20 protein-coding genes are annotated in these 20,845 nt (G+C 63.2%); 10 read left to right on the top strand and 10 right to left on the bottom strand.

What is annotated here, in order from left to right; all coding sequences use genetic code 11:
- Positions 1-2 precede the first annotated feature (2 nt).
- The 5 genes from O4H62_RS18780 to O4H62_RS18760 are packed head-to-tail and all read right to left on the bottom strand — an operon-like array spanning position 3 to position 4,934.
- Positions 3-1,166, bottom strand: a complete 1,164-nt coding sequence (locus O4H62_RS18780; RefSeq protein ID WP_269390160.1) for an acyl-CoA dehydrogenase family protein — start codon at positions 1,164-1,166, stop codon at positions 3-5.
- Positions 1,167-1,170: 4 nt separating this feature from the next.
- Complete coding sequence (locus O4H62_RS18775) at positions 1,171-1,932, bottom strand: SDR family oxidoreductase (protein WP_269390159.1); 762 nt, start codon at positions 1,930-1,932, stop codon at positions 1,171-1,173.
- Between the two features lie 11 nt (positions 1,933-1,943).
- Positions 1,944-3,377, bottom strand: a complete 1,434-nt coding sequence (locus tag O4H62_RS18770) for a carnitine 3-dehydrogenase (RefSeq protein ID WP_269390158.1) — start codon at positions 3,375-3,377, stop codon at positions 1,944-1,946.
- Positions 3,374-3,994: an HD domain-containing protein gene (locus tag O4H62_RS18765; protein ID WP_269390156.1), complete on the bottom strand. Its 621-nt coding sequence runs from the start codon at positions 3,992-3,994 to the stop codon at positions 3,374-3,376. The genes O4H62_RS18770 and O4H62_RS18765 overlap by 4 nt, the downstream gene beginning before the upstream one ends.
- A gap of 22 nt (positions 3,995-4,016) precedes the next feature.
- A complete protein-coding gene (locus O4H62_RS18760) occupies positions 4,017-4,934 on the bottom strand; it encodes a 3-keto-5-aminohexanoate cleavage protein (RefSeq protein WP_269390155.1) in 918 nt (305 codons plus the stop codon).
- A gap of 76 nt (positions 4,935-5,010) precedes the next feature.
- On the opposite strand from O4H62_RS18760, the gene O4H62_RS18755 reads away from it, so the two are divergent.
- Positions 5,011-6,027, top strand: coding sequence for a GlxA family transcriptional regulator (locus tag O4H62_RS18755; RefSeq protein ID WP_269390154.1), 1,017 nt, complete (start codon positions 5,011-5,013; stop codon positions 6,025-6,027).
- Positions 6,028-6,041: 14 nt separating this feature from the next.
- On the opposite strand, the gene O4H62_RS18750 is transcribed toward O4H62_RS18755, so the two are convergent.
- The 4 genes from O4H62_RS18750 to O4H62_RS18735 all read right to left on the bottom strand — a co-directional run bounded on the left by O4H62_RS18750 (position 6,042) and on the right by O4H62_RS18735 (position 9,254).
- Positions 6,042-6,824, bottom strand: a complete 783-nt coding sequence (locus tag O4H62_RS18750) for an ABC transporter permease (RefSeq protein ID WP_269390152.1) — start codon at positions 6,822-6,824, stop codon at positions 6,042-6,044.
- Positions 6,821-7,555, bottom strand: coding sequence for an ABC transporter permease (locus O4H62_RS18745; RefSeq protein ID WP_269390151.1), 735 nt, complete (start codon positions 7,553-7,555; stop codon positions 6,821-6,823). The genes O4H62_RS18750 and O4H62_RS18745 overlap by 4 nt, the downstream gene beginning before the upstream one ends.
- A gap of 74 nt (positions 7,556-7,629) precedes the next feature.
- On the bottom strand, positions 7,630-8,400 hold the full coding sequence (locus O4H62_RS18740) for a transporter substrate-binding domain-containing protein (RefSeq protein ID WP_269390149.1): 771 nt from the start codon (positions 8,398-8,400) through the stop codon (positions 7,630-7,632).
- 47 nt (positions 8,401-8,447) lie between these two features.
- Positions 8,448-9,254 (bottom strand): ABC transporter ATP-binding protein, encoded by an 807-nt coding sequence (locus O4H62_RS18735; protein ID WP_269390147.1) that lies wholly within the window; start codon positions 9,252-9,254, stop codon positions 8,448-8,450.
- 132 nt (positions 9,255-9,386) lie between these two features.
- Between O4H62_RS18735 and O4H62_RS18730 the strand changes: the two genes are divergently transcribed.
- The 4 genes from O4H62_RS18730 to O4H62_RS18715 are packed head-to-tail and all read left to right on the top strand — an operon-like array spanning position 9,387 to position 13,628.
- Positions 9,387-10,235, top strand: a complete 849-nt coding sequence (locus O4H62_RS18730; protein ID WP_269390146.1) for a dimethylarginine dimethylaminohydrolase family protein — start codon at positions 9,387-9,389, stop codon at positions 10,233-10,235.
- Positions 10,232-10,861, top strand: a complete 630-nt coding sequence (locus tag O4H62_RS18725) for a TetR/AcrR family transcriptional regulator (protein ID WP_269390145.1) — start codon at positions 10,232-10,234, stop codon at positions 10,859-10,861. The genes O4H62_RS18730 and O4H62_RS18725 overlap by 4 nt, the downstream gene beginning before the upstream one ends.
- Positions 10,862-10,866: 5 nt before the next feature.
- The gene (locus tag O4H62_RS18720) at positions 10,867-12,030 is read left to right on the top strand and encodes a pyridoxal phosphate-dependent aminotransferase (protein ID WP_269390143.1); all 1,164 of its coding nucleotides are present in this window, start codon (positions 10,867-10,869) and stop codon (positions 12,028-12,030) included.
- A complete protein-coding gene (locus O4H62_RS18715; RefSeq protein WP_269390141.1) occupies positions 12,030-13,628 on the top strand; it encodes a 5-guanidino-2-oxopentanoate decarboxylase in 1,599 nt (532 codons plus the stop codon). The genes O4H62_RS18720 and O4H62_RS18715 overlap by 1 nt, the downstream gene beginning before the upstream one ends.
- Before the next feature lie 4 nt (positions 13,629-13,632).
- On the opposite strand, the gene argE is transcribed toward O4H62_RS18715, so the two are convergent.
- Complete coding sequence (gene argE, locus O4H62_RS18710; RefSeq protein WP_269390140.1) at positions 13,633-14,796, bottom strand: acetylornithine deacetylase; 1,164 nt, start codon at positions 14,794-14,796, stop codon at positions 13,633-13,635.
- A 272-nt stretch (positions 14,797-15,068) separates the two neighbouring features.
- On the opposite strand from argE, the gene O4H62_RS18705 reads away from it, so the two are divergent.
- From O4H62_RS18705 to O4H62_RS18685, 5 genes are all read left to right on the top strand, one after another.
- Positions 15,069-16,073: an ABC transporter ATP-binding protein gene (locus O4H62_RS18705; RefSeq protein WP_269390139.1), complete on the top strand. Its 1,005-nt coding sequence runs from the start codon at positions 15,069-15,071 to the stop codon at positions 16,071-16,073.
- Positions 16,066-17,103: an ABC transporter ATP-binding protein gene (locus O4H62_RS18700; protein WP_269390137.1), complete on the top strand. Its 1,038-nt coding sequence runs from the start codon at positions 16,066-16,068 to the stop codon at positions 17,101-17,103. The genes O4H62_RS18705 and O4H62_RS18700 overlap by 8 nt, the downstream gene beginning before the upstream one ends.
- Positions 17,104-17,124: 21 nt before the next feature.
- A complete protein-coding gene (locus O4H62_RS18695; protein WP_269390136.1) occupies positions 17,125-18,825 on the top strand; it encodes a peptide ABC transporter substrate-binding protein in 1,701 nt (566 codons plus the stop codon).
- An 88-nt stretch (positions 18,826-18,913) separates the two neighbouring features.
- A complete protein-coding gene (locus tag O4H62_RS18690; protein ID WP_269390134.1) occupies positions 18,914-19,921 on the top strand; it encodes an ABC transporter permease in 1,008 nt (335 codons plus the stop codon).
- Entirely contained in the window at positions 19,914-20,834 is a 921-nt protein-coding gene (locus tag O4H62_RS18685; RefSeq protein ID WP_269390132.1) for an ABC transporter permease, read from the top strand. Before O4H62_RS18690 ends, O4H62_RS18685 begins: the two co-directional genes overlap by 8 nt.
- Positions 20,835-20,845: the final 11 nt, after the last annotated feature.

Below are 20,845 nucleotides of genomic sequence, written 5' to 3'. Positions count from 1 at the left end.
GCTTATGCCCCGAACGGACGCAGCAGCGCGCGGGAAATGATGTGGCGCTGGATTTCGGACGTGCCTTCCCAGATGCGCTCGATCCGGGCGTCGCGCCAGATGCGTTCGAGCGGCAGTTCGTCCATCAGGCCCATGCCGCCATGGATCTGGATCGCCTCGTCGGCGACCATGGCCAGCATTTCGGTGGCCTTGAGCTTGGCCATTGCCATGTCGGCGTCCGACGCCTCGCCGCGATCGAATTTCCAGCCGGCTTCGAGGATCATAAGTTCGGCAGCCTTCATTTCCATCGCCATGTCGGCGAGCTTGAACGAGACGCCCTGGAACTTGCCGATCGGCTGGCCGAACTGTTGACGCGTCGCCGCCCATTCGACGGAATGTCTGAAGGCACGGTCGGCGCGGCCAAGGCAGGTGGCGCCGACCTGCAGACGCGTCGCGCCGAGCCAGGTGTTGGCGACCTCAAAGCCCTTGTGGACTTCGCCGAGTACGTTTTCAGCCGGAACGCGGCAATTGTCGAATTCGAGAATGGCGTTGGTATAGCCGCGATGCGAGACATTGCGGTAGCCGTCGCGGACCGCGTATCCGGGCGTTCCCTTGTCAACGAAGAAGGCAGTGATCAGCTTCTTCCTGCCTCGCGGCGTGTCTTCCTCACCCGTGGCCATGAAGGCAATGGTGAAGTCGGCGATGTCGGCGTGAGAGATGAAGTGCTTGGTGCCGTTGAGGACCCAGTCGGTTCCGTCCTGCCTGGCGCTGGCCTTCATGCCGCGCAGATCGGAGCCGGCGCCTGGCTCTGTCATCGCCAGGCAATCCCATTTCTCGCCCGCCACGCAAGGCTCGAGATAGCGGGCGCGCTGCTCGGGCGTTCCGGCGCAGAGGATGTTGGAGGGACGCGCGACGCAGGTCCAGTGCAGCGCGTAATTGGCGCGGCCAAGTTCCTTCTCGTAGAGAAGCCATGTCGGCGTATCGAGACCGGCGCCGCCGAATTCTTCCGGAATGTTGGCTGCATAGAGACCGGCGGCGATCGCCTTTTGCTGGATCTCGCGCACCAGATCGATATCGAGATGGCCGGTGCGCTCGACCTGGGCTTCGTGCGGATAGAGTTCGTTCTCGACGAAGGACCGCGTGGTCTCGACGATCATCTCCTGTTCCTGTGTCAGTCCGAAGTCCATGAGCTTAAACCTTTGGGTCTGGATTTTCTGTATGGCCGTCAACGGCGATTACCTGGCCGGAGACCAGCCTTGCCCCGTCGGAGGCGAGGAAGACCGCCATGTTGGCGATGTCCTGGGCGGTCACGAAGGAGCGCATCGACACGCCCGCCTCGTAACCGGCGCGGATCACGTCCGGCGTGGTTCCCTTGGCCTTCGCCTCGCGCTCGATGACGCCGTCGATGCGCGGGCCTTCGACGCAGCCCGGCGCGATCGCGTTGGCGCGGATGCCGTAGGGGCCGAGTTCCATGGCCAAGGTCTTCATCAGCCCGATCTCCGCCCATTTTGCCGACGCGTAGGGTGCCCGGTTGGGGAAGCCATAAAGACCGGCATTCGAAGACGTGATCAGGATCACGCCGGATTTCTGCGCCTTCATCATCAGCGCGGCATATTTGGCCGCCAGGAACGCGCCTTCGAGATTGACCGCCATGCAGCGGCGGAAATCCTCGGGCTCGACGTCTTCGACAAGGGCCGTGGGCCCGGCAATTCCTGCATTGGCGCAGACGACGTCAATCCCGCCCCACTCGGTCGCGATGCGGTCGAACACAGCGCGCATATGAGCGGGATCGCTGGCATCGCCTTGCTCTTTCAGCCAACCGCCGGGACACTGATCGAGCGCCGCTTGGTCCATGTCGGTGACCAGCACACGCGCGCCCTGGGCTGCAAAGGTCTCGGCCATGGCCTTGCCGATGCCCGATCCGCCACCGGTGATGAGGACGCGCTGGCTCATGGTTACGCCCCTCAATCCCGCATGCTGGCGGGCTTGGGCAGTTTCGACTGCGCCTCGCCAAGTGCCGTGATCTTTGCCAGAACCTCGCCTTCGGGCTCGCAAGCACGGCGGGTTTCAAGCGAGACGTGGATGAGCAGCTGGTTGCAGGTCGAAAGCAGTTCACCATCCGCGGTGCGGATCATCTCGTGATACATGCGCAGCTTCTTGCCGCGTGCCTCGAGCACCTGGGTGCGGACATGGATCGCGTCGCCCAGATGGGTTTCGTTGAGATAGCCGATCTCGTTGGACACGGTGAAATAGGACAGGCCGCTGGCAATATAGTCCTGGTCGGCGCCGACCATTTGCATCACCACGTCGCCGGCATCAGAGAACACCTGGCCGTAGCGGCTTTCGTTCATGTGGCCGTTGTAGTCCATCCAGTCGACCGGGATAACGCGCTCGAGCGTCGTGAACGGCGCATCGATGGCGGTCGGCAAGGCCGGCTTGTTGCGCGCGTCATGGGTGTTGAGCAATTCACCCGAGCCCCAGTTGCGGCCCTTGAGCGCGCGCATGATGGCGACCAGGTTGTCGTCGCGGATGCGCTCGAGCTCCCGGATCGAATGCATGCCCGACTGCGCGTCGGACTGATCGGCGATCATGTCGGTCAGCTCATCGGTGAGTTCCGGCACGTCCATCAGCTTGGTCCAGGGCCAGGAAAGGCACGGGCCGAACTGGGCGATGAAATGGCGCATGCCAGCTTCGCCGCCGGCGATGCGGTAGGTCTCGAACAGACCCATCTGCGCCCAGCGCATGCCGAAGCCGAAGCGGATGACGTCGTCGATCTCTTGGGTGGTGGCGATGCCGTCCTTGACCAGCCACAGCGCCTCGCGCCAGACGGCTTCGAGGAAGCGGTCGGCGATATGGGCGTCGATTTCCTTGCGGACGATCAGCGGCTTCATGCCGATGCCGTCGAGCACGTCGCGGGCGCGCTCCAGCGTCGCCTGGACGCCGACCAGTTCAATCACCGGCAGCAGGTAGACCGGGTTGAAGGGGTGGGCGACGAAGATCTGCTCGGGACGGGCCGCACCCTGCTGCAATTCGGAGGGTTTGAAGCCTGACGTCGAGGAGCCGATCAACGCGTCGGCGGGGCAGTGCTTCTGGATCTCGGCGAGGATCGTGTGCTTGATGTCGAGGCGCTCGGGCACGCTCTCCTGGATCCAGTCGGCATCGCTGACCGCTTCTGCGATTGAAGAGGCGAAGCTCAGTCTGCCTTCCTTCGGCACGCTGACATCGGACAGGGCCGGCAGCGAGCGCCGGGCATTGGCAAGCACTTCGCCAACCTTGCGCTCGGCTTCCGGATCGGGGTCGGAGATGATCACGTCCCAGCCATTGAGAAGGAACCGGGCAGCCCAGCCGCCGCCGATCACACCGCCGCCGATGATGGCGGCCTTCTTGATTTCGCTCATGCGTTTCGCCCTTCGGCTGTCGTTGAATCTGTCAGGGGAACCCGTTCGCCGGCACGGATGACGGCCGGGTCATAGGCCTTGCGGGCAAAGACTTCCTCGACCATCAAGCGGAAGAAGTCGATGTTTTCATGCGGGTAGTCGGGATCGAAGCTCGACTGGTCCCAGCGCTCGCAGAACGTGGCGCAGTCGTCGTAATAAGCATGGCCCTTGTAGGCATCCCTGGCATTCGGGTCGCCGCCGAGATGGTGGGCATAGTAGAGCTTCTGGAAATCGCCGTGCTTTTCGACCACCCAGGAGCACTGTTCGCGCACGAAGGGACGGAGAATGGCTGCGGCATATTCATCGTGATTGTAGGGCGCGTAGATGTCGCCGATGTCGTGCAGCAGCGCCGAGACCACCCAGTCGACATCGGCACCGTCGCGCCAGGCGCGGGTGGCCGATTGAAGCGAATGGCCGAGCCGGGTGACCTGATAGCCTGACAGGCTTTCATCAAGTTCGACCATCGCGCCAAGAAGCCGCTCGGCGGTCTTGGAAGCGTATTCGATTTCGTGCTCGGTGAGGAACTCGTAGTCCTCCCGGTCACCGTCCTTCATCGCGGTAAACTTGACCTTCTCCATGATCCCCTCCCCGGGAACGTTGTCAGGCGGATGCAGGCGCGCGCTTGGTCAGGTTCAGCCGCTCGCGCACCTCGGCGGGACCGATGACGCGTGCGCCCATATTCTCGACGATGGTCACGGCACGCTCGACAAGCTGGGCATTGGTGGCGAGTTCGCCCTTGCCGAGCCAGAGATTGTCCTCGAGCCCGACCCGGACATTGCCGCCAGCCAGCACGGCGGCCGCGACATAGGCCATCTGGTTGCGGCCGAGCGCGAAGGCCGACCAGTTCCAGTCGGCAGGCACGTTGTTGACCATTGCCATGAAGGTGTTGAGGTCGTCCGGCGCGCCCCAGGGCACGCCCATGCAGAGCTGCACCAGCGCATCAGGCTTAAGCACGCCTTCCTTGACCAGTTCCTTGGCGAACCAGAGATGGCCGGTATCAAAGGCCTCGATCTCCGGCTTGACGCCGAGCTGGGTCATCATGCCGCCCATGGCGCGCAGCATACCCGGCGTGTTGGTCATGACGTAGTCGGCCTCGGCGAAGTTCATGGTGCCGCAATCGAGCGTGCAGATTTCGGGAAGGCACTCAAGAACGTGCTTCATGCGTTCGGACGCGCCGGCCATGTCGGTGCCGACCGGATTGAGCGGCAAGGGTTTTTCGGTGGGGCCGAACACCATGTCGCCGCCCATGCCGGCAGTCAGGTTCAAGACCACGTCGACTTCGGCTTCGCGGATGCGCTCGGTGACCTCGCGGTAGAGCGCGACATCGCGGCGGGGCGCACCTGTCTCGGGATCGCGGACATGGCAATGGACGATGGCGGCGCCGGCCCTGGCCGCGTCGATCGCAGAATTGGCGATCTGCTCGGGTGAGCGCGGCACATGCGGGCTGCGGTCCTGGGTGGAGCCTGAGCCCGTGACGGCGCAGGTGATGAAGACCTCGCGGTTCATGGTCAATGGCATTCAGCAATCCTCCTCTTGATGGTCCGGTAATGATGACCGGCTTGCGGCTCGATGCCTTTCCATTTACGAAGGAAACATGACACAAAACAAAATCCTGCCGGGGATTTCGGAAAGCGGGCGACCTATCACGGTCGACCTGCTGGTGCTGCCCGGATGCTCGTTGCTGACACTTGCAAGCGCTGTCGAGCCCCTGCGGGCTGCCAACCGGCAATCAGGCCGCCTCGTGTTCGAATGGCGCTTCGTCTCGGTCGACGGAGACGCGCCGGCGACGTCCTCGGGTATCGGCTGGCCGGTATCCGGCAGGCATGATCCCTCATCGCGGTGCGATGTCCTCGGCATTGTGGCGGGGTTTGGCGCGGCGCAAATGACCGACCGGCGGCTCATCGGACATATCTACCGGGCGGCACGCAACGCGATGATCGTCATGGGGATCGAATCCGGTCCCTGGCTGCTGGCGCGCGCAGGACTGCTCGACGAGCATCGCGCCGCCACGCACTGGGAGGATTTCGAGGACTTCGCCGCAGCCTTTCCGAATGTCGATCTGAGGCCCGACCGCTACGTGACGGACGGCCGCTTCATCACCACATCGGGCGCCTCGCCTACCTTCGACATGATGGTCGACATCGTGCGCCAGGTGCTCGGCCACCCAGCAGCTTTGGATGTTGCGAGCAGCTTCGTTCACGACGACCAGAGGGCTGCGGGCGACCCGCAGGTGAACGTCACCCTCGGCGACGCCAATCACGATCCGCGGCTGGTGCGGTCGATCCGGCTGATGGAAGCCCATATCGACACGCCCGTCAGCATCGCGGCGATCGCCCGGCGGGTGTCGATGTCGGCGCGTGGCCTGGAACAGCTGTTTTCCCGGCAGTTGGGTGAGACCCCCGGCGCCTACTTCCTGTCGCTCCGGCTGGCTGCGGCCCGGCGGCTGGTCAACGATACGCGGCTGAGCATGACCGACATCGCGTCGCGGACCGGCTTCTCCTCGGAATCTTCGTTCTCTCGCGCCTTCAGCCGCCAGTTCGGCCTGTCGCCGAGCGCAAGCCGGAAACAGCCTTCCACTGCCCGCAAGGCGGCCGGCGTCAACCGCGGTTGATCAACCACCACTGATCAACCACCCTTGACCGGAACCTTTGCCTCCAGCCAGCGGAAAGCGAGCACCAGGATCCCGGTCAGGATCATGTAGATCAAGGCCAGCAGCAGCAGCGGTTCATAGGTCAGGTAGGTGTCCTGGCGTACCCGTGAGATGATGGCGTAGACATCGACCACCGTGATGGTGGCGACCAGCGGAGTGGCCTTGAGCTGCAACACGGTTTCGCCGGCGAGCGTCGGCAGCGCCCGATGGATGGCGCGCGGCAGCCAGATCCGCCGGAATACTGTCAACGGCGACATGCCATAAGCCCGGCCCGCCTCGAGTTCTCCCTTGGGCACGCCGGCAAATGCCCCGCGCATCACCTCGCCCTCGTAGCCTGCAAAGGAGAGCGTCAGCGCCAGCACGCCGTAGGGCCAGGCGGAGCGAAGGTAGGGCCAGGCCCAGGACTGGCGGATCTCGGGCCAGTAGGCGAACAGGGAGCCGAGGCCGTAGTAGAGAAGCCAGAGCTGCAACAGCAATGGCGTGCCCCGGATGACCGTGCAGAACATGCGCGCCGGTCCCGACAGCCAGAACGGTCCTGCGGCCTGGGCCAGTCCAAGCGGCACGGCGAGCAGAAAGCCGAGGGCACTGGTCAGAAACAACAGCCACAACGTGGTGCCGACGCCTTCGACGAGCCGGCCGGAATAGCGCGGCAGCCAATCCCATCGCATGTTGATTGCGGCAAAGACGATGATGCCGATGCCGATGGCCAGCAGCACCAGCCGGTGTGGCTCACGCCAGCTTCGGATTTCGGGGCTCATGAGCGCACCGCCGGCATGCCACGGCGGGCATAGCGTTCAACGCGGCGGATGCCGACATTGGAGATCAACGTCACCAGCAGATAGAGCAGGCCAGCAGCGCAGAAGAACAGGAAGTAGGACTTGGTGGTGCCGCCGGCCTGGCGGGTCACCAGCGTGAGTTCGGCGACGCCGACCACCGCCAGCAGCGCTGTATCCTTGGTGGCGATCAGCCAGAGATTGGCGAGACCGGGAACGGCATGGGGCAGCATGCCGGGAAGCGTGATGCGCCTGAGCACCTGCAGCGACGACATGCCATAGGCGCGCGCCGCCTCGATCTGGCCATGAGGTACGGCCTTGAAGGCGCCGCGCAGAACCTCGGTCTGGTAGGCGCCCTGGACCACGCCGATGACGAAGATGCCGGCGGCAAGACCGCTGATATCGACACGCTCGGCGCCGATCAGCAGCATCAGCTGGTTGAGCGCATCGGTACCTGCGTAATAGAGCAGCAGGATGAGAACCAGTTCGGGGACGGCCCGAACAAGCGTGGTGTAGACGTCGAGAAGATCGCGCAGGATCGGGCCTCCATAGAGCTTGCCCGTGGCGCCGCCGACGCCAATCAGAAAGCCCAGGAGATAGCCGCCGACAGCGACCTGGAGCGAGATGGCGAGGCCTCCGAGCAGCACGCCTCCCCAGCCCGGCGGTTCGAGCGCCAGCAGCTCCCAGGAAGCGAGGCCCGCAATCCACTCAAGCATGGAAAACGACCTTGCCGGCCCGGCGGAGATTACCCGCCGGGCCGGTTAGAGCGCAATGCGCCGTGACCGGCATGTTACTTACCGTAGATGTCGAAGTCGAAATACTTCTTGGAGAACTCGTCGTAAGTGCCGTTCTCGCGGATGGTGGCGATCGCCGTGTTGAACTTCTCGCGCAGCGCATCATCGCCCTTGCGCAGGCCGACGCCCACACCGGCACCCAGAATAGCCGGGTCATCTTCGACTGCACCGACGATCTCGCAGCAGGCGTCGGATTTGACGAAGGCATCAAGCGCCAGCGAATCCGCCATGATGGCGTCAACGCGACCGGCGGCGAGATCCTGGTTGGCCTCGTCCTGGGTCTGGTATTCCTTCACCTCGGCAGCCACGTCGCCGAAGTGGGTGGTGACGTAATCCTGGTGAATGGTCGAGACCTGGACGCCGATGATCTTGTCCTTCAGGCCGGCGGCATCAGGAGTGATGCCCGAGCCCTTGGCGGTCGCGATGACGGACGGGGTGTTGTAGTACTTGTCGGAGAAATCGATGGTCTTCATCCGCTCTTCGGTGATCGACATCGAACCGACGATCGCGTCTATCTTGTTCGAGGTCAGCGCCGGAATGATGCCGTCCCAGGCGACCGGGGTGACCACGCAATCGAGCTTGGCCTCAGTGCAGACCGCGTTCATGAAGTCGATTTCCCAACCGGTCCAGTTGCCGGCGGCATCCGGTTCGGTGAAAGGCGGATAGGGTTCGGCGGCGACGCCGACGCGCACGGTTTCAGCGGATGCGGCGTGGGCCGCCAGCGTCATGCCGAGGGCTGCGAATGCGGTGATGATTTTGTTCTTCATGATTTTCCCCTGTTAAAGAGTTCGGGCTTTGCCCATTGAACCTTGGACTATTGAACGGTCGCAAGGAATTTCTTGAGACGCTCCGACTTTGGCGCGCTGTAGATCACGTCCGGCGGACCTTCCTCCTCAATCACCCCGTCCGCAAGGAAGACCACATGATTGGCGACCTCGCGGGCGAACTTCATTTCATGTGTCACCAAGAGCATGGTGCGGCCTTCGCGCGCCAGATCGGCAATCACGGCGAGCACCTCGCCTACCAGTTCGGGATCGAGCGCCGAGGTCGGCTCGTCGAACAGCATGACTTCCGGCTCGACTGCGAGAGCACGGGCAATCGCCGCGCGCTGCTGCTGGCCGCCCGACAGGAACGCCGGGTAGACATCCCGCTTGTCGGAGAGACCGACGCGGTCGAGCAGTTTCTCGGCGCGCGCAATCGCCTCGTCGCGCGGCACGCCCATGACCTGCACTGGCGCTTCGATGACATTGCCGAGCACCGTCATGTGCTGCCAGAGATTGAAGCTCTGGAACACCATGGCAAGCCTGGTGCGGATGCGGCGGAGCTGTGCCGCATTTGCGGGCTGCAGCCCCCCCCATCGATCGGGCTTCATCTCGATGGTCTCGCCCTGAATGCTGATGGCACCGCTGGTCGGAAGCTCAAGCATGTTGATGCAGCGGAGCATCGTCGACTTGCCTGACCCCGATCCGCCGATGATGGCGACCACGTCGCCATTGGCGGCCGACAGAGACACGCCCTTGAGCACCTCAAGGTCACCAAATCTCTTGTGAAGACCTGAGACTTCAACAGCGGGCGGAGGTGATGCGGTTCCGGTTTTTGCGCCGGATTGTCGACTGCTCATTCGCTTCCTCTGATGCTCCTCATGGAGCGGTACGGGGCAATCGTGACCCTTGCGCAGTAATTAATCAAGTGTATAATTTCAAAAATTGCTTTCCCCAGAACGGACCCCTTCATGACATACGGATCTCAATCCATGACTCCCCCGCTCAAGCGGGTCATCATGCGCGCCCCCGGAGACAGCCTGCGCCAGGCCAAGGCAGAAGACTGGCATTATGGCCCCGGCTTCGACGGCAATCGCGCCATCGAACAGTTCGGCATCTTCGCCGATCTCGTCTCCGCAAGCGGCGCCGAGATCATCTGGATCGAGGACAAGGGCGATGGTCTCGCGGATGCGATGTTCACCCACGACCCTTCGCTTGTCACCGACAAGGGTGCGGTCATTCTCAGGATGGGCAAGCCCGGACGGATGGCGGAGCCCGACCTGCATGCAAGCGCCTATGAAGCCGCCGGCATTCCGGTCCTCGGGCGGATCGAAGCGCCCGGCTCGGTCGAGGGCGGCGACTGCGTCTGGGTCGACAAGACCACTCTTGCGGTCGGTCGTGGCGTGCGCACCAACCAGGCCGGCATCGAGCAGTTGGGAAAAATCCTCGCTCCGCTCGGCGTCAGCGTGCTCGGATTCGATCTTCCGCTCGGCAACGGCGCGGATGCCTGCCTGCACCTGATGTCGGTGATTTCACCGCTCGACGAGAAACTGGCGCTGGTCTACGCGCCGATGCTGCCGGTGGCCTTCTGGCAGTTGCTCAAAGAGCGCGACTATACGCTGGTCGAAGCCCCGGACGACGAGTTCGCGGCTTCCAACGGGCTCAATCTCAACGTGCTGGCGCTGACGCCCGGCGAAGTCGTCATGGTCGACGGGTTTCCGAAGACCCGCGCGCTGATGGAACAGGCCGGCTGCAAGGTGACCGCGTTCAACGCCGATGCGCTGTGCATTCCGTGCGAAGGCGGTCCGACCTGCCTGACGCGCCCCGTGTGGCGGGAATGACGCGCAGGACGTTTCATCGCGAACCCGAGGCGGTCCGGCAAAACGACCTGATCGCGGCAACTCTCGACAGTGTCGCGGAACTGGGACTGGCCGGCGCGACGGTGCGGGAAGTCGCCAACCGCGCCGGCGTAACGCCCGGTCTGATCCGCCGCTACTTCGACAACAAGGAACGGCTTGTCGCGGCAGCCTACCGGACCTTCATCGCCGACCTGATCGAAATGGCCGCCGCAGGCTGCGGTGACGGTCCGGCCCACACGCAGCTTGCCGGCCTGATCCGCGCCTCGGTGACCGCGCCGGTGGCCGACGGGCGGACCCTGTCGATCTGGGCGGCGTTCATCGGAACGGTCAACTCCGACCCGGTGATGGCCGAGGCGCACCGCGAGGGCTACCAGGCTTTCCGCGACCTGATCGAACAGCTGGTCGGCGAATGCCTGCGGGAACGCGGGACAGATGCTTCACAACAGACCATCCGGCAACACGCGATCGTGCTGAACGCGCTGCTCGACGGATTGTGGATCGAAATCTCCATGGGCGGCGATGATTTCTCCCGCATGGACGTGGTCCGGATCGCACTCGATTCAACAGCGACACTGCTCGGCATCGACCCGGCTGAATTCAGGGAATGAACAGAATGAAATATGCGGCAATTACCGAGCGGCTGGCACATACCGGCGGAGCGAAATGGGCCATCCACCAGCGCTGCAGGGCGATGCGGGCTGAGGGCGCCGACATCATCGAACTGACCATCGGGGAGCCGGACCAGCCGCCCGATCCGCAATTGTTCGAGGTCTGCCACCAATCGATGCTGGCCGGCCGGACGGGATACTCGAGCGGCCGGGGCGAACCGGAACTGCTGGACGCGATTGCCGCCCGTTACGCGCGGCGGCGGCCGGGCGTGGATGGAAACAACGTGCTGTGCTTTCCGGGCACGCAGACCGCCTTGTTCGCGACCATGATGGGACTGACGGGGCCCGGCGACGGCGTGCTTGTCGGCGACCCGTTCTACGCGACCTATGAGGGCATCATCGCCGCCAGCGGCGCGCACCGGGAATCGGTCGTGCTCAGGCCGGAGAACGGGTTCCGGCTTGATGCGGCCGACCTCGAGGCGGCGATCACACCCCAGTCCCGGGTACTTCTGCTCAACTCGCCGCACAACCCGACAGGCGCGGTGCTGACCGCCGGGGAAATCGCCAAGATCGGCGCAGTCTGCAAGAAACACGACCTCTGGATCATTGCCGACGAGGTCTATGAAGAGCTGGTTTTTGACGGCGCCTTCGCCTCGCCGTTCGACAATCCTGATCTCGCTGACCGGGTGATCGCCGTCTCGTCGATCTCCAAATCCCACGCGGCCCCGGGGTTCCGCAGCGGCTGGGCGGTTGGGCCGCATGAATTCTGCGAGAAACTGCTGCCGTTTTCCGAAACCATGCTGTTCGGCAACCAGCCGTTCATCGCCGACATGACGGCTTTTGCGCTCAATTCGGACCTGCCGACTTCGGCGCGGATGCGGGAGTCCTACAAGCGCCGGGCCGGCGTGTTTGCGGACAGGCTGGAAAAGCTCGACGGAATCACCGCTTTCCGTCCGCAGGCCGGCATGTTCATCGTCCTCGACGTTTCCGGAACCGGGCTCAGCGGCGAGGACTTTGCCTGGCGCCTGCTCGAGGCTGGCGTTGCGGTGATGCCCGGCTCGTCCTTCGGCGACAATGCCGGCAAGCTGGTGCGGCTCAGCCTGACGGTGCCGGATGAATCGGTTCTCGAAGCCTGCAACCGCATCGCGCGTTTCGTGGAGAGCCTGTGATGACAGCCCGATCACCCACCGTCGGCGAAGCGCTGGTGACCATGCTGGAACAGGCCGGCGTCGACACCGTGTTCGGCATTCCCGGCGTGCACACCATCGAGCTCTATCGCGGTCTTGCCACCAGCTCGATCAGCCATGTCACGCCGCGGCACGAACAGGGCGCGGGCTTCATGGCCGACGGCTATGCCCGCGTCACCGGGCGGCCCGGCGTGTGCTTCGTCATCACCGGGCCGGGCCTGACCAACACGCTGACCGCCATGGCGCAGGCGCGTGCCGACAGCATCCCGATGCTGGTGATCTCGGGCGTCAACGCCACCCGGACACTGGGCAAGGGACGCGGGCATCTGCATGAACTGCCCGACCAGGCAGCGCTCGCCAGCAGCGTGGCGCTGTGGTCGCATACGCTCACGGAGCCGGCGCAGCTTGGCGAGGTCCTGCAACAGGCTTTTTCGATCATGACCAGCGGGCGGGCCGGGCCGGTCCATATCGAAATCCCCACCGACGTGATGAAACTGCCGGCGCCGGATCAGGCGTTCGAGATGCCTGACTCAAGTCCGCCGCGCGTGTCCTCGAACGAGCTCGCCTCCGCCGCCCGCATGTGCGCGGCAGCAAGCAAGCCCGTCCTCCTGATCGGTGGCGGTTCTGTTCGCTTGGGCGATGCGGTTCGGCGATTTGCCGAAGCGCTCGACGCCCCGGTGATCAGCACTACCAATGCCAGAGGGATCATGTCGGGCCACCCGCTCGATGTTCCGGCCAGCCCAAGTCTCTCTTGCGTCCGCGAAATGCTTGCCGGCTCCGACCTCGTGCTGGCGCTTGGGACAGAGCTGGGACCGACCGATTGCGACATGTACGAGGATGGCGGATTTACGCTTCCGGCAAACCTGATCCGGGTCGATATCGACGCCGACCAGCTGGCACGCGGCCCAAGGCCGGAACTGGCGATCAGGGCCGGACTTGGAGCCTTCATCGAAGACATGCTCGCCAATGCTGGCGCGTGGGCGCAAGGGCAAACGGACGACGGCGCAACGCGCGCAGGCAAGGCGCGCGAGGCGGCCAAGGGTGAAATCGGAGAAGCCTATCTCGGCCATGTCGACTTGCTGCAGAACATCTGGACGGCCTTGCCCGAGGCTACGCTTGTGGGGGATTCGACCCAGCTGGTCTATGCCGGCAACATGTATGTCGAGGCGCCGCGGCAAACCGCCTGGTTCAATTCCGCCACCGGCTTTGGCACGCTCGGCTATGCGGCGCCGGCGGCGATCGGCGCGGCGCTGGCCCATCCCGGACGCCCGGTGGTGGCGCTGCTCGGCGATGGCGGTTTCCAGTTCACGCTTGCCGAGCTTGGCAGCGCGCGCGATTGCGGCGCCGACGTGGCCTTCCTGGTCTGGAACAATGCCGGCTACCGGGAAATCGAAACCTCGATGACCGGCTCCAACATCACCCCGATCGGGGTCACCCCGTCGGCGCCGGACTTTTCAATGGTCGCATCCGCCTATGGCCTTGCCTCATGCCGGGTCACCAGCCGCGACGCAGTGATTTCGGCGCTGAAGGAGCTGCCCCGACCCTGCCTGATCGAGTATCTCGACACTGGCTCTGACTGATCGCCTACTTGCAGAGCGAATCAAGCAGCCGGTCGATAAACGCCTCGCCGGCGGCCAGCTGTTCGAGCGACAGGAACTCGTCGGGCTGATGCGCCTGGGCGATGTCGCCTGGACCGCAGATCACCGTCGAATAGCCACGGACCTGGAACTGGCTGCCTTCGGTGCCGTAGCTGACGACATGCCGGCCATTGTCTCCGGTCAGACGGCGCGCCAGCGTTTCGGCCGCGCCATCGGTCTCGGGCGCCAGTGCCGGCAACGCGAAACCCGGCGTGAGATCGATCCCGGTGTCGGGATGGATCTTCTGCATCTCGGCTGAAAGTTCGGCCGCCTTGGCCTCGAATGCCCTCGCCCAGTCTTCAGGACTTTCACCGGGCACAAACCGGAACTCCATGAAGTAGTGGCAATCCTTCGCGGTGATGTTGTGCGCGGTGCCGCCTTCAATCTTACCAACATGCAGGGTGGTAAACGGCGGATCGAAGGGCGCCGCCAATTCGGACGGTTGCCGCGCAGCATTTTCCGCGTTGCGCTGATTGGCCCAGTCGATCAGCTTCGCCGCCTGCATGATGGCGCTTACTCCGTAAGGCAAAAGCGACGAATGCACCTCGAAGCCGCGGACGTGGACATGATAGGCCAGGCCACCCTTGTGACCGGTGACCACACGCATCATCGTTGGCTCACCGACAATGACGTCGCGGGCACGCGGCAGGTTACCCATCATCGCCTCGACCAGATCGACGACCGCGACGCAGCCGACCTCCTCATCGAATGACAATGCAAGTTGCAGCGGGCGCTTGAGCGGGAGTTTTGCCGCGCGCGCCATTGCCATAAGCGCCAGCGCGTCAAAGCCCTTCATGTCGCAGGCGCCGCGACCATAGAGCTTTCCGTCCCGTTCCGTGAGCGTCCACGGATCGGTGGACCAGGCCTGACCATCGACAGGCACAACGTCGGTGTGTCCGGACAGGATGACCCCGCCGTCGATTTCCGGACCGGTCTGGGCGTAGAGATGTGCCTTCGTGCCGCAGGGGCTCATGATCCGTTCGGAGCTGACACCATGGCTTGAAAGATAGGACTCAACCCACTCGACAAGCGGCAGATTGGTGTCACGGCTGACTGTGGGAAACGAAACCAGTTTTGCCAGAATCTCGCGAGTGTTAGAACTGTCTTCCATTAACGGGCCTCAAATTAGTTGAATTCGTCAGTCTCGTGCCGATTTCCACACTTTTGTTCACGACGGCTGCCATTGTCCAGCGCCGGTTTTGCGGGAAATTTAATTTCGAGCCGTAGCACGTTTGGATACTTATCGGTCAAATTGAAAAAGCCCACTGGTCAACCAGAGAGAAATTGGTCAATAGTATGGGCCACCGGCGATCGCGAGATCAGACCGGCAACAAAAATAACGGGAAAACATCTCCCGAGGGGTACAGTATGCCAGACACGGCCATGCCAATTCTGGATGTTAAAGGGCTTAAAACGGTTTTCCGCACCCGCGGCGGTGAAGTTCACGCGGTCAACTCCGTCGATTTCGATCTGCGTCCGGGCGAATTGCTCGGCGTGGTCGGGGAAAGCGGATCCGGAAAATCCGTGACCATGATGTCGCTGCTTCGACTCCTGCCCTCTCCGCCCGCGGAGATGAGGGACGGCGCAGTGATGTTTGACGGTCAGGACCTGCTCAAGATCAGCCCGGAGGAGTTGCGGAAAGTGCGCGGCTCCAAGATCGGTTTCATCTTCCAGGACCCGATGACATCGCTCAACCCGGTCTACACGATCGGATTCCAGCTGGCCGAGCCGTTGCGGGCGCATCTGGGCCTGTCGAAGGCGCAAGCGCGGACGCGGTCGATCGAGCTTCTGCAGCTTGTCGGCATCCCCGACGCCGAACGGCGGCTCAAGGATTATCCGCACCAGTTCTCGGGCGGCATGCGCCAGCGGGTGATGATCGCCATCGCGCTCGCCTGCGATCCGCAGGTGCTGATCGCGGACGAACCGACCACAGCGCTGGACGTGACCATCCAGGCGCAGATCATCGAACTGGTAAAGGAACTGCGCCAGAAGCTGGGCATGGCGATCATCTGGATCACGCACGATCTCGGCGTCATTGCCGGCATCGCCGACAGGGTGATGGTGATGTATGCCGGCCAGGTGGTCGAGGAAGGGCCCGTGGGCGAGATCTTCCGCGATCCGCAGCATCCCTATACGCAGGCACTCTTGAAGACCGTCCCTGCGGTGCGCGGCCCGCGCGCGGAACGGCTGCAGGTCATCGAAGGCCAGCCGCCTATCATGTACGAAGCCCCGGCGGCCTGTTCATTCCGCAACCGGTGCCAGTTTGCCTTCGACCGCTGTTCGCAGGAGAATCCGACACTGACCGGAATTTCGGCACCGGGCCACCGCGCCGCCTGTTTCCTGCTGGACAAGGCCTCAACGCCAGAGCCGGAGGCCGTCGATGGCTGATGCCGAATCCGCAAACCCGCTCGTCAAGGTGCGGGATCTCAAGATGTATTTCCCGATTCACGCGGGACTGTTCAGAACCCATGTCGGCGACATCAAGGCGGTGGACGGCATCAGCTTCGACATCATGCCCGGCGAGACGCTCGGCCTGGTGGGAGAATCGGGCTGCGGCAAGTCGACCGTCGGCCGCTCGATCCTGCGGCTTTATGATGTCACCGGCGGCACCGTGGAAATCAACGGATCCGAAATCGCCCATGTGGACCGCGACAGCCTGCGCTCGAAGCGGCCGATGATGCAGATGATCTTCCAGGATCCGCAGGCCAGCCTCAACCCGCGGATGACCGTGGCCAGCATCATCGGCGAGCCGCTTGACGAGCACATGAAGCTCTCGTCGGATGAAAGGCTTGCCCGGATCTACGAACTGATGGACTGGGTCGGGCTCAACCGGGCCTTCGCCAAACGCTATCCGCACGAATTTTCGGGCGGGCAACGCCAGCGTATTGGCATTGCGCGGGCGTTGGCGCTGAACCCGAAGTTCATTGTCTGCGACGAACCGATTGCAGCGCTTGACGTCTCGATCCAGGCGCAGGTGGTCAATCTGCTCGAGGAGCTGCAGGACCGGCTCAACCTGACCTACCTTTTCATCAGCCACGATTTGTCGATGGTTCGCCACATCGCGGACCGGGTGGCGGTGATGTATCTGGGCCGGATTGTCGAAGTCGCGTCGCGGGAAGCACTGTTTGCAGAGCCGCTTCACCCCTACACACAGGCTTTGCTCTCTGCCGTGCCGGAACCCGATCCAGAATTGGAACGGCACCGCAAACCGATTGTTCTGCAGGGCGACGTGCCCTCGCCGGCCAATCCTCCAAAGGGGTGCAACTTCTCAACCCGATGCCCGAAGGTCATGGACATCTGCCGGCGGATTGAGCCGGAAGTCCGGGATTTCGGAGGCGGAAGACAGGTGGCCTGCCATCTTTATTCCGAGAGCATGACAACGACCGCGGAACCAACCGCCGGCGACATAAAAAACTGAAAAATCAACAAGGAGACAGCCATGAAACTGAGAACTATTCTGATGGGTGCCGTCGCCGCCATGGCGATCGCACCTGTCGCACACGCCGAACGAGGCTCGGATGGCGAAGTCAAGATTATCTACTGGCAGGCGCCTTCGATCCTGAACCCGTATCTGTCTGGTGGTACCAAGGATATCGAAGCTTCCTCGCTGGTCGTCGAGCCGCTGGCCCGCTTCAACGAGAAGGGCGCATTGGTTCCCTTCCTTGTCGACGAGATTCCGACAGTTGAAAACGGCGGCGTATCCGCTGACCTGACCTCGATCACCTGGAAGCTGAAGGAAGGCCTCAAGTGGTCTGACGGCACCCCGGTAACCTCGGCTGACGTCAAGTTCACCGCGGAATACTGCATGGCGCCGGATGGCGGTTGCGCGCAGAGCGCCAAGTTCGACGGCGTCAAGAGCATCGACACGCCGGACGACCTGACCATCATCGTCAACTTCACCGGTCCGAAGCCCGTGCCTTACGCAGCCTTTGTCGGCGCGCAGTCTCCGGTGATCCAGAAGGCACAGTTCGAAAACTGCCTCGGCGCCAAGGCCCAGGAATGCACCTCGGCCAACTTCGGCCCGATCGGCACCGGTCCTTTCGTCGTCACCGACTTCAAGCCGAACGACGTGATCACCATGAAGGCCAATGAAAACTTCCGCGATCCGGCCAAGCCGGCCTTCGCGACACTGACCTTCAAGGGCGGCGGCGACGCGGCAGCAGCAGGCCGCGCCGTCATGGAAACCGGCGAGTACGACTATGCCTGGAACCTGCAGCTCGCACCCGACGTCATCGCCAAGATGGCAGAAGGCGGCAAGGGTATGCCGGTCTCGGGCTTCGGCACGCTGGTCGAACGTATCGAAATGAACATGACCGACCCGTCGCCGGACCTGCCGGAAGGCGAGCGCGCGACCGCCAAGCACCCACATCCGATCCTTTCGGACTTCAAGGTGCGCAAGGCGCTTTCGATGGCGATCGACCGCAACCTGCTGGTCGAGATCGGCTACGGCCAGGCCGGTCGCCCGACCTGCAACCTGGTTCCCGCACCGGAACTGTTTGCATCGGACAACACCGAATGCCTGACGCAGGACGTGGAAGGCGCGAAGGCTCTGCTTGACGAAGCCGGCTGGACCGTTGGCGCCGGTGGCGTGCGTGAAAAGGACGGCAAGAAGCTGAAGCTTCTCTACCAGACCTCGACCAACGCAGTTCGCCAGGACTTCCAGGCGCTGATCAAGCAGTGGTGGGCCGATGTCGGCGTCGAGACCGAACTCAAGAACATCGACTCATCCGTGTTCTTCGGTGGTGATCCCGCATCGCCTGACACCTTCCAGAAGTTCTATGCGGACGTTGAAATGTACGCCAACAACTTCGACGGAACCGATCCGGAGCAGTATCTGGGCCAGTACACCTGCGAAAAGGCTCCCCGGCCGGAAACACAGTGGCAGGGCGAGAACATCAACCGGTTCTGCGATCCGGCCTATGATGAACTGGTTGCCGAACTCGGCAAGACCGGCGAAATCTCCAAGCGCGCCGAAATCGCCAAGAAGCTCAACGACATGATCACCAAGGACACGATGACCATCGTGCCGCTGGTCGATCGCGGCCGCGTTTCGGCCCATTCCACCAGCCTCGGCGGTGTTGTCCTCAACACTTGGGATTCCGAGCTGTGGAATGCCGCGGACTGGTACCGCATCAAGTAATGCAGGCAATGAATGGTCCCGCTCCGGCGGGGCCATTCCCCTCTCCTGCACATTTCCTGCGCCAAACTGCTGAACCGAGGCGTCGCCCATGCTGACCTTTACATTCCGACGATTGTTGTTGGCGATACCGACGCTTGTGCTCATCAGTCTGATCATCTTCCTGCTCCTGGACCTGGCGCCGGGCGATCCGCTCGCCGACCAGCCGCTGAGCATCCCGCCCGAAGTGCGCCAGAAGATGCGCGACGCACTGGGTCTCGATTCCCCCGCCTATGTCCGCTACCTGTTGTGGGCCAAGCAGTTCTTCTGGGTCGAGCCGCTCGTCTTCGTAGACTGGGTGGCCGGCACCAGCTTCTCCGAAGGCATGCAGCGCATCCTCTCCTGGCAGTTCCGCGCACCCGTCTTCGACATCATCATCCAGCGCCTGCCGCAGACTCTCTGGGTGGTCGGACTTGCCTACGTGATCGGGGTCCTGATCGCGCTGCCGATCGGCATCATCTCGGCCTACAAGCAATATTCCTGGTTCGACCAGATCGGAACCTTCGTCTCCATGATCGGGTTTTCGGTGCCGCCGTTCTTCTCCGGCGTGCTGATGATCGTGTTCTTCGCGATCATGCTGCCGTGGTTTCCGTCGATCTACGACACCACACTGGTGGTCAACGATTTCGAGAGCTTCGGCCAGCAGATCCGCCAGATGACGCTGCCGGTGATGGTGCTGGCGCTGCAGACAACGGCGCAATTGTCCCGCTTCATGCGCGCCTCGATGCTCGACAACCTCAATCACGACTATGTGCGGACCGCCAGGGCCAAGGGCATGACCGAGAAGGTGGTGTTGCTGGTGCACGTGCTGCGCAATTCGATGATCCCGGTGGTCACCGTCATCGCGCTCGGCATCCCGTCTATCTTCGGCGGCGCCATCATCACCGAGCAGATCTTCAAGGTGAACGGGCTGGGTCAGTTGCTGATCACGGCGATCTACGCCAACGACCTGCCGATGGTGCAGACGCTGGCCTTCATCTTCGCCGTGCTGATCGTGCTGTGCAATCTCATCGCCGACGTGCTCTACGGCCTGCTTGATCCGAGGATCCGCTATGACTGACGCTCCCATGCTGGAACCGGCAAAGGCCGACACGTCGGGACGCTCGCAATGGTGGGACGTCTGGGACCAGTTCAAGACACACAAGGGCGCTCTGTTCGGCGCGGCGGTGTTCCTGTTCATCGTGCTGGCCGTGACCATCGGCCCGCTGCTGTGGACCATCGAGCCGACCTTCATCGACATCCGCGCCCGAAACTCAGGAGCCAGCCTGGCTCACCCGTTCGGCACGGATCAGCTGGGCCGGGACATCCTGGCGCGGATGATGGCAGGCGGACAGGTCTCGATCGCAGTCGGACTCACCGCAATGCTGATCAGCGTCCTGCTTGGAACCCTGATCGGCGTGGTGGCCGGATTTTTCCGCAAGCTTGACGGTCTGCTGATGGGGCTGACGGACCTGTTCCTGGCACTGCCGCTGCTGCCGCTTCTGCTGGTCATGGTGATGCTGTTCCGCGAGACCCTGTCGCGCAGCTTCGGACCGGAAATGGGCACCTTCATCCTGATCGTGTCCGCCATCGGCGTGACAAGCTGGATGCAGACCGCCCGCATCGTCCGCGGCGAGGTGCTGGCGCTGAAGGAACGGGAATTCGTGCTCGCTGCGCGGTCTATCGGCACGCCGTCCCGGCGCATGATCCTGCGCCACATCCTTCCCAACGTGCTTTCGCCGATCATGGTCTCGGCCACGCTGGGGATCGCCACCGCGATCATCACCGAATCGGCGCTGTCGTTCCTCGGTCTAGGCTTCCCGCCGGATTTCCCGACCTGGGGACGGCTGTTGTTCGATGCGATCGACTACCTGCAGCAATATCCGGAGCGGGTGTTCTGGCCGGGCCTGGCGATCTCGCTGACCGTGCTGAGCGTCAACTATATCGGCGACGGACTTCGCGACGCGCTCGATCCGCGCATCCGCGGACGCTGAACCGCGGCTCC

It is taken from the genome of Parahoeflea alexandrii, from assembly GCF_027214025.1.
Taxonomy (GTDB): domain Bacteria; phylum Pseudomonadota; class Alphaproteobacteria; order Rhizobiales; family Rhizobiaceae; genus Hoeflea; species Hoeflea alexandrii_A.
Note: the sequence above shows the minus strand (reverse complement) of the source record. Positions and strands in the feature narration are given on the sequence as shown.

Excerpts from the sequence above, each read along its gene's own strand:
- O4H62_RS18770 (WP_269390158.1), bottom strand. The coding sequence starts at position 3,377 with ATGAGCGAAATCAAGAAGGCCGCCATCATCGGCGGCGGTGTGATCGGC.
- O4H62_RS18725 (WP_269390145.1), top strand. The coding sequence starts at position 10,232 with ATGACGCGCAGGACGTTTCATCGCGAACCCGAGGCGGTCCGGCAAAAC.
- O4H62_RS18775 (WP_269390159.1), bottom strand. The coding sequence starts at position 1,932 with ATGAGCCAGCGCGTCCTCATCACCGGTGGCGGATCGGGCATCGGCAAG.
- O4H62_RS18700 (WP_269390137.1), top strand. The coding sequence starts at position 16,066 with ATGGCTGATGCCGAATCCGCAAACCCGCTCGTCAAGGTGCGGGATCTC.
- O4H62_RS18730 (WP_269390146.1), top strand. The coding sequence starts at position 9,387 with ATGACTCCCCCGCTCAAGCGGGTCATCATGCGCGCCCCCGGAGACAGC.
- O4H62_RS18755 (WP_269390154.1), top strand. The coding sequence starts at position 5,011 with ATGACACAAAACAAAATCCTGCCGGGGATTTCGGAAAGCGGGCGACCT.
- argE (WP_269390140.1), bottom strand. The coding sequence starts at position 14,796 with ATGGAAGACAGTTCTAACACTCGCGAGATTCTGGCAAAACTGGTTTCG.
- O4H62_RS18695 (WP_269390136.1), top strand. The coding sequence starts at position 17,125 with ATGAAACTGAGAACTATTCTGATGGGTGCCGTCGCCGCCATGGCGATC.
- O4H62_RS18705 (WP_269390139.1), top strand. The coding sequence starts at position 15,069 with ATGCCAATTCTGGATGTTAAAGGGCTTAAAACGGTTTTCCGCACCCGC.
- O4H62_RS18685 (WP_269390132.1), top strand. The coding sequence starts at position 19,914 with ATGACTGACGCTCCCATGCTGGAACCGGCAAAGGCCGACACGTCGGGA.
- O4H62_RS18745 (WP_269390151.1), bottom strand. The coding sequence starts at position 7,555 with ATGCTTGAGTGGATTGCGGGCCTCGCTTCCTGGGAGCTGCTGGCGCTC.
- O4H62_RS18735 (WP_269390147.1), bottom strand. The coding sequence starts at position 9,254 with ATGAGCAGTCGACAATCCGGCGCAAAAACCGGAACCGCATCACCTCCG.
- O4H62_RS18690 (WP_269390134.1), top strand. The coding sequence starts at position 18,914 with ATGCTGACCTTTACATTCCGACGATTGTTGTTGGCGATACCGACGCTT.
- O4H62_RS18740 (WP_269390149.1), bottom strand. The coding sequence starts at position 8,400 with ATGAAGAACAAAATCATCACCGCATTCGCAGCCCTCGGCATGACGCTG.
- O4H62_RS18760 (WP_269390155.1), bottom strand. The coding sequence starts at position 4,934 with ATGCCATTGACCATGAACCGCGAGGTCTTCATCACCTGCGCCGTCACG.
- O4H62_RS18765 (WP_269390156.1), bottom strand. The coding sequence starts at position 3,994 with ATGGAGAAGGTCAAGTTTACCGCGATGAAGGACGGTGACCGGGAGGAC.
- O4H62_RS18715 (WP_269390141.1), top strand. The coding sequence starts at position 12,030 with ATGACAGCCCGATCACCCACCGTCGGCGAAGCGCTGGTGACCATGCTG.
- O4H62_RS18780 (WP_269390160.1), bottom strand. The coding sequence starts at position 1,166 with ATGGACTTCGGACTGACACAGGAACAGGAGATGATCGTCGAGACCACG.
- O4H62_RS18750 (WP_269390152.1), bottom strand. The coding sequence starts at position 6,824 with ATGAGCCCCGAAATCCGAAGCTGGCGTGAGCCACACCGGCTGGTGCTG.
- O4H62_RS18720 (WP_269390143.1), top strand. The coding sequence starts at position 10,867 with ATGAAATATGCGGCAATTACCGAGCGGCTGGCACATACCGGCGGAGCG.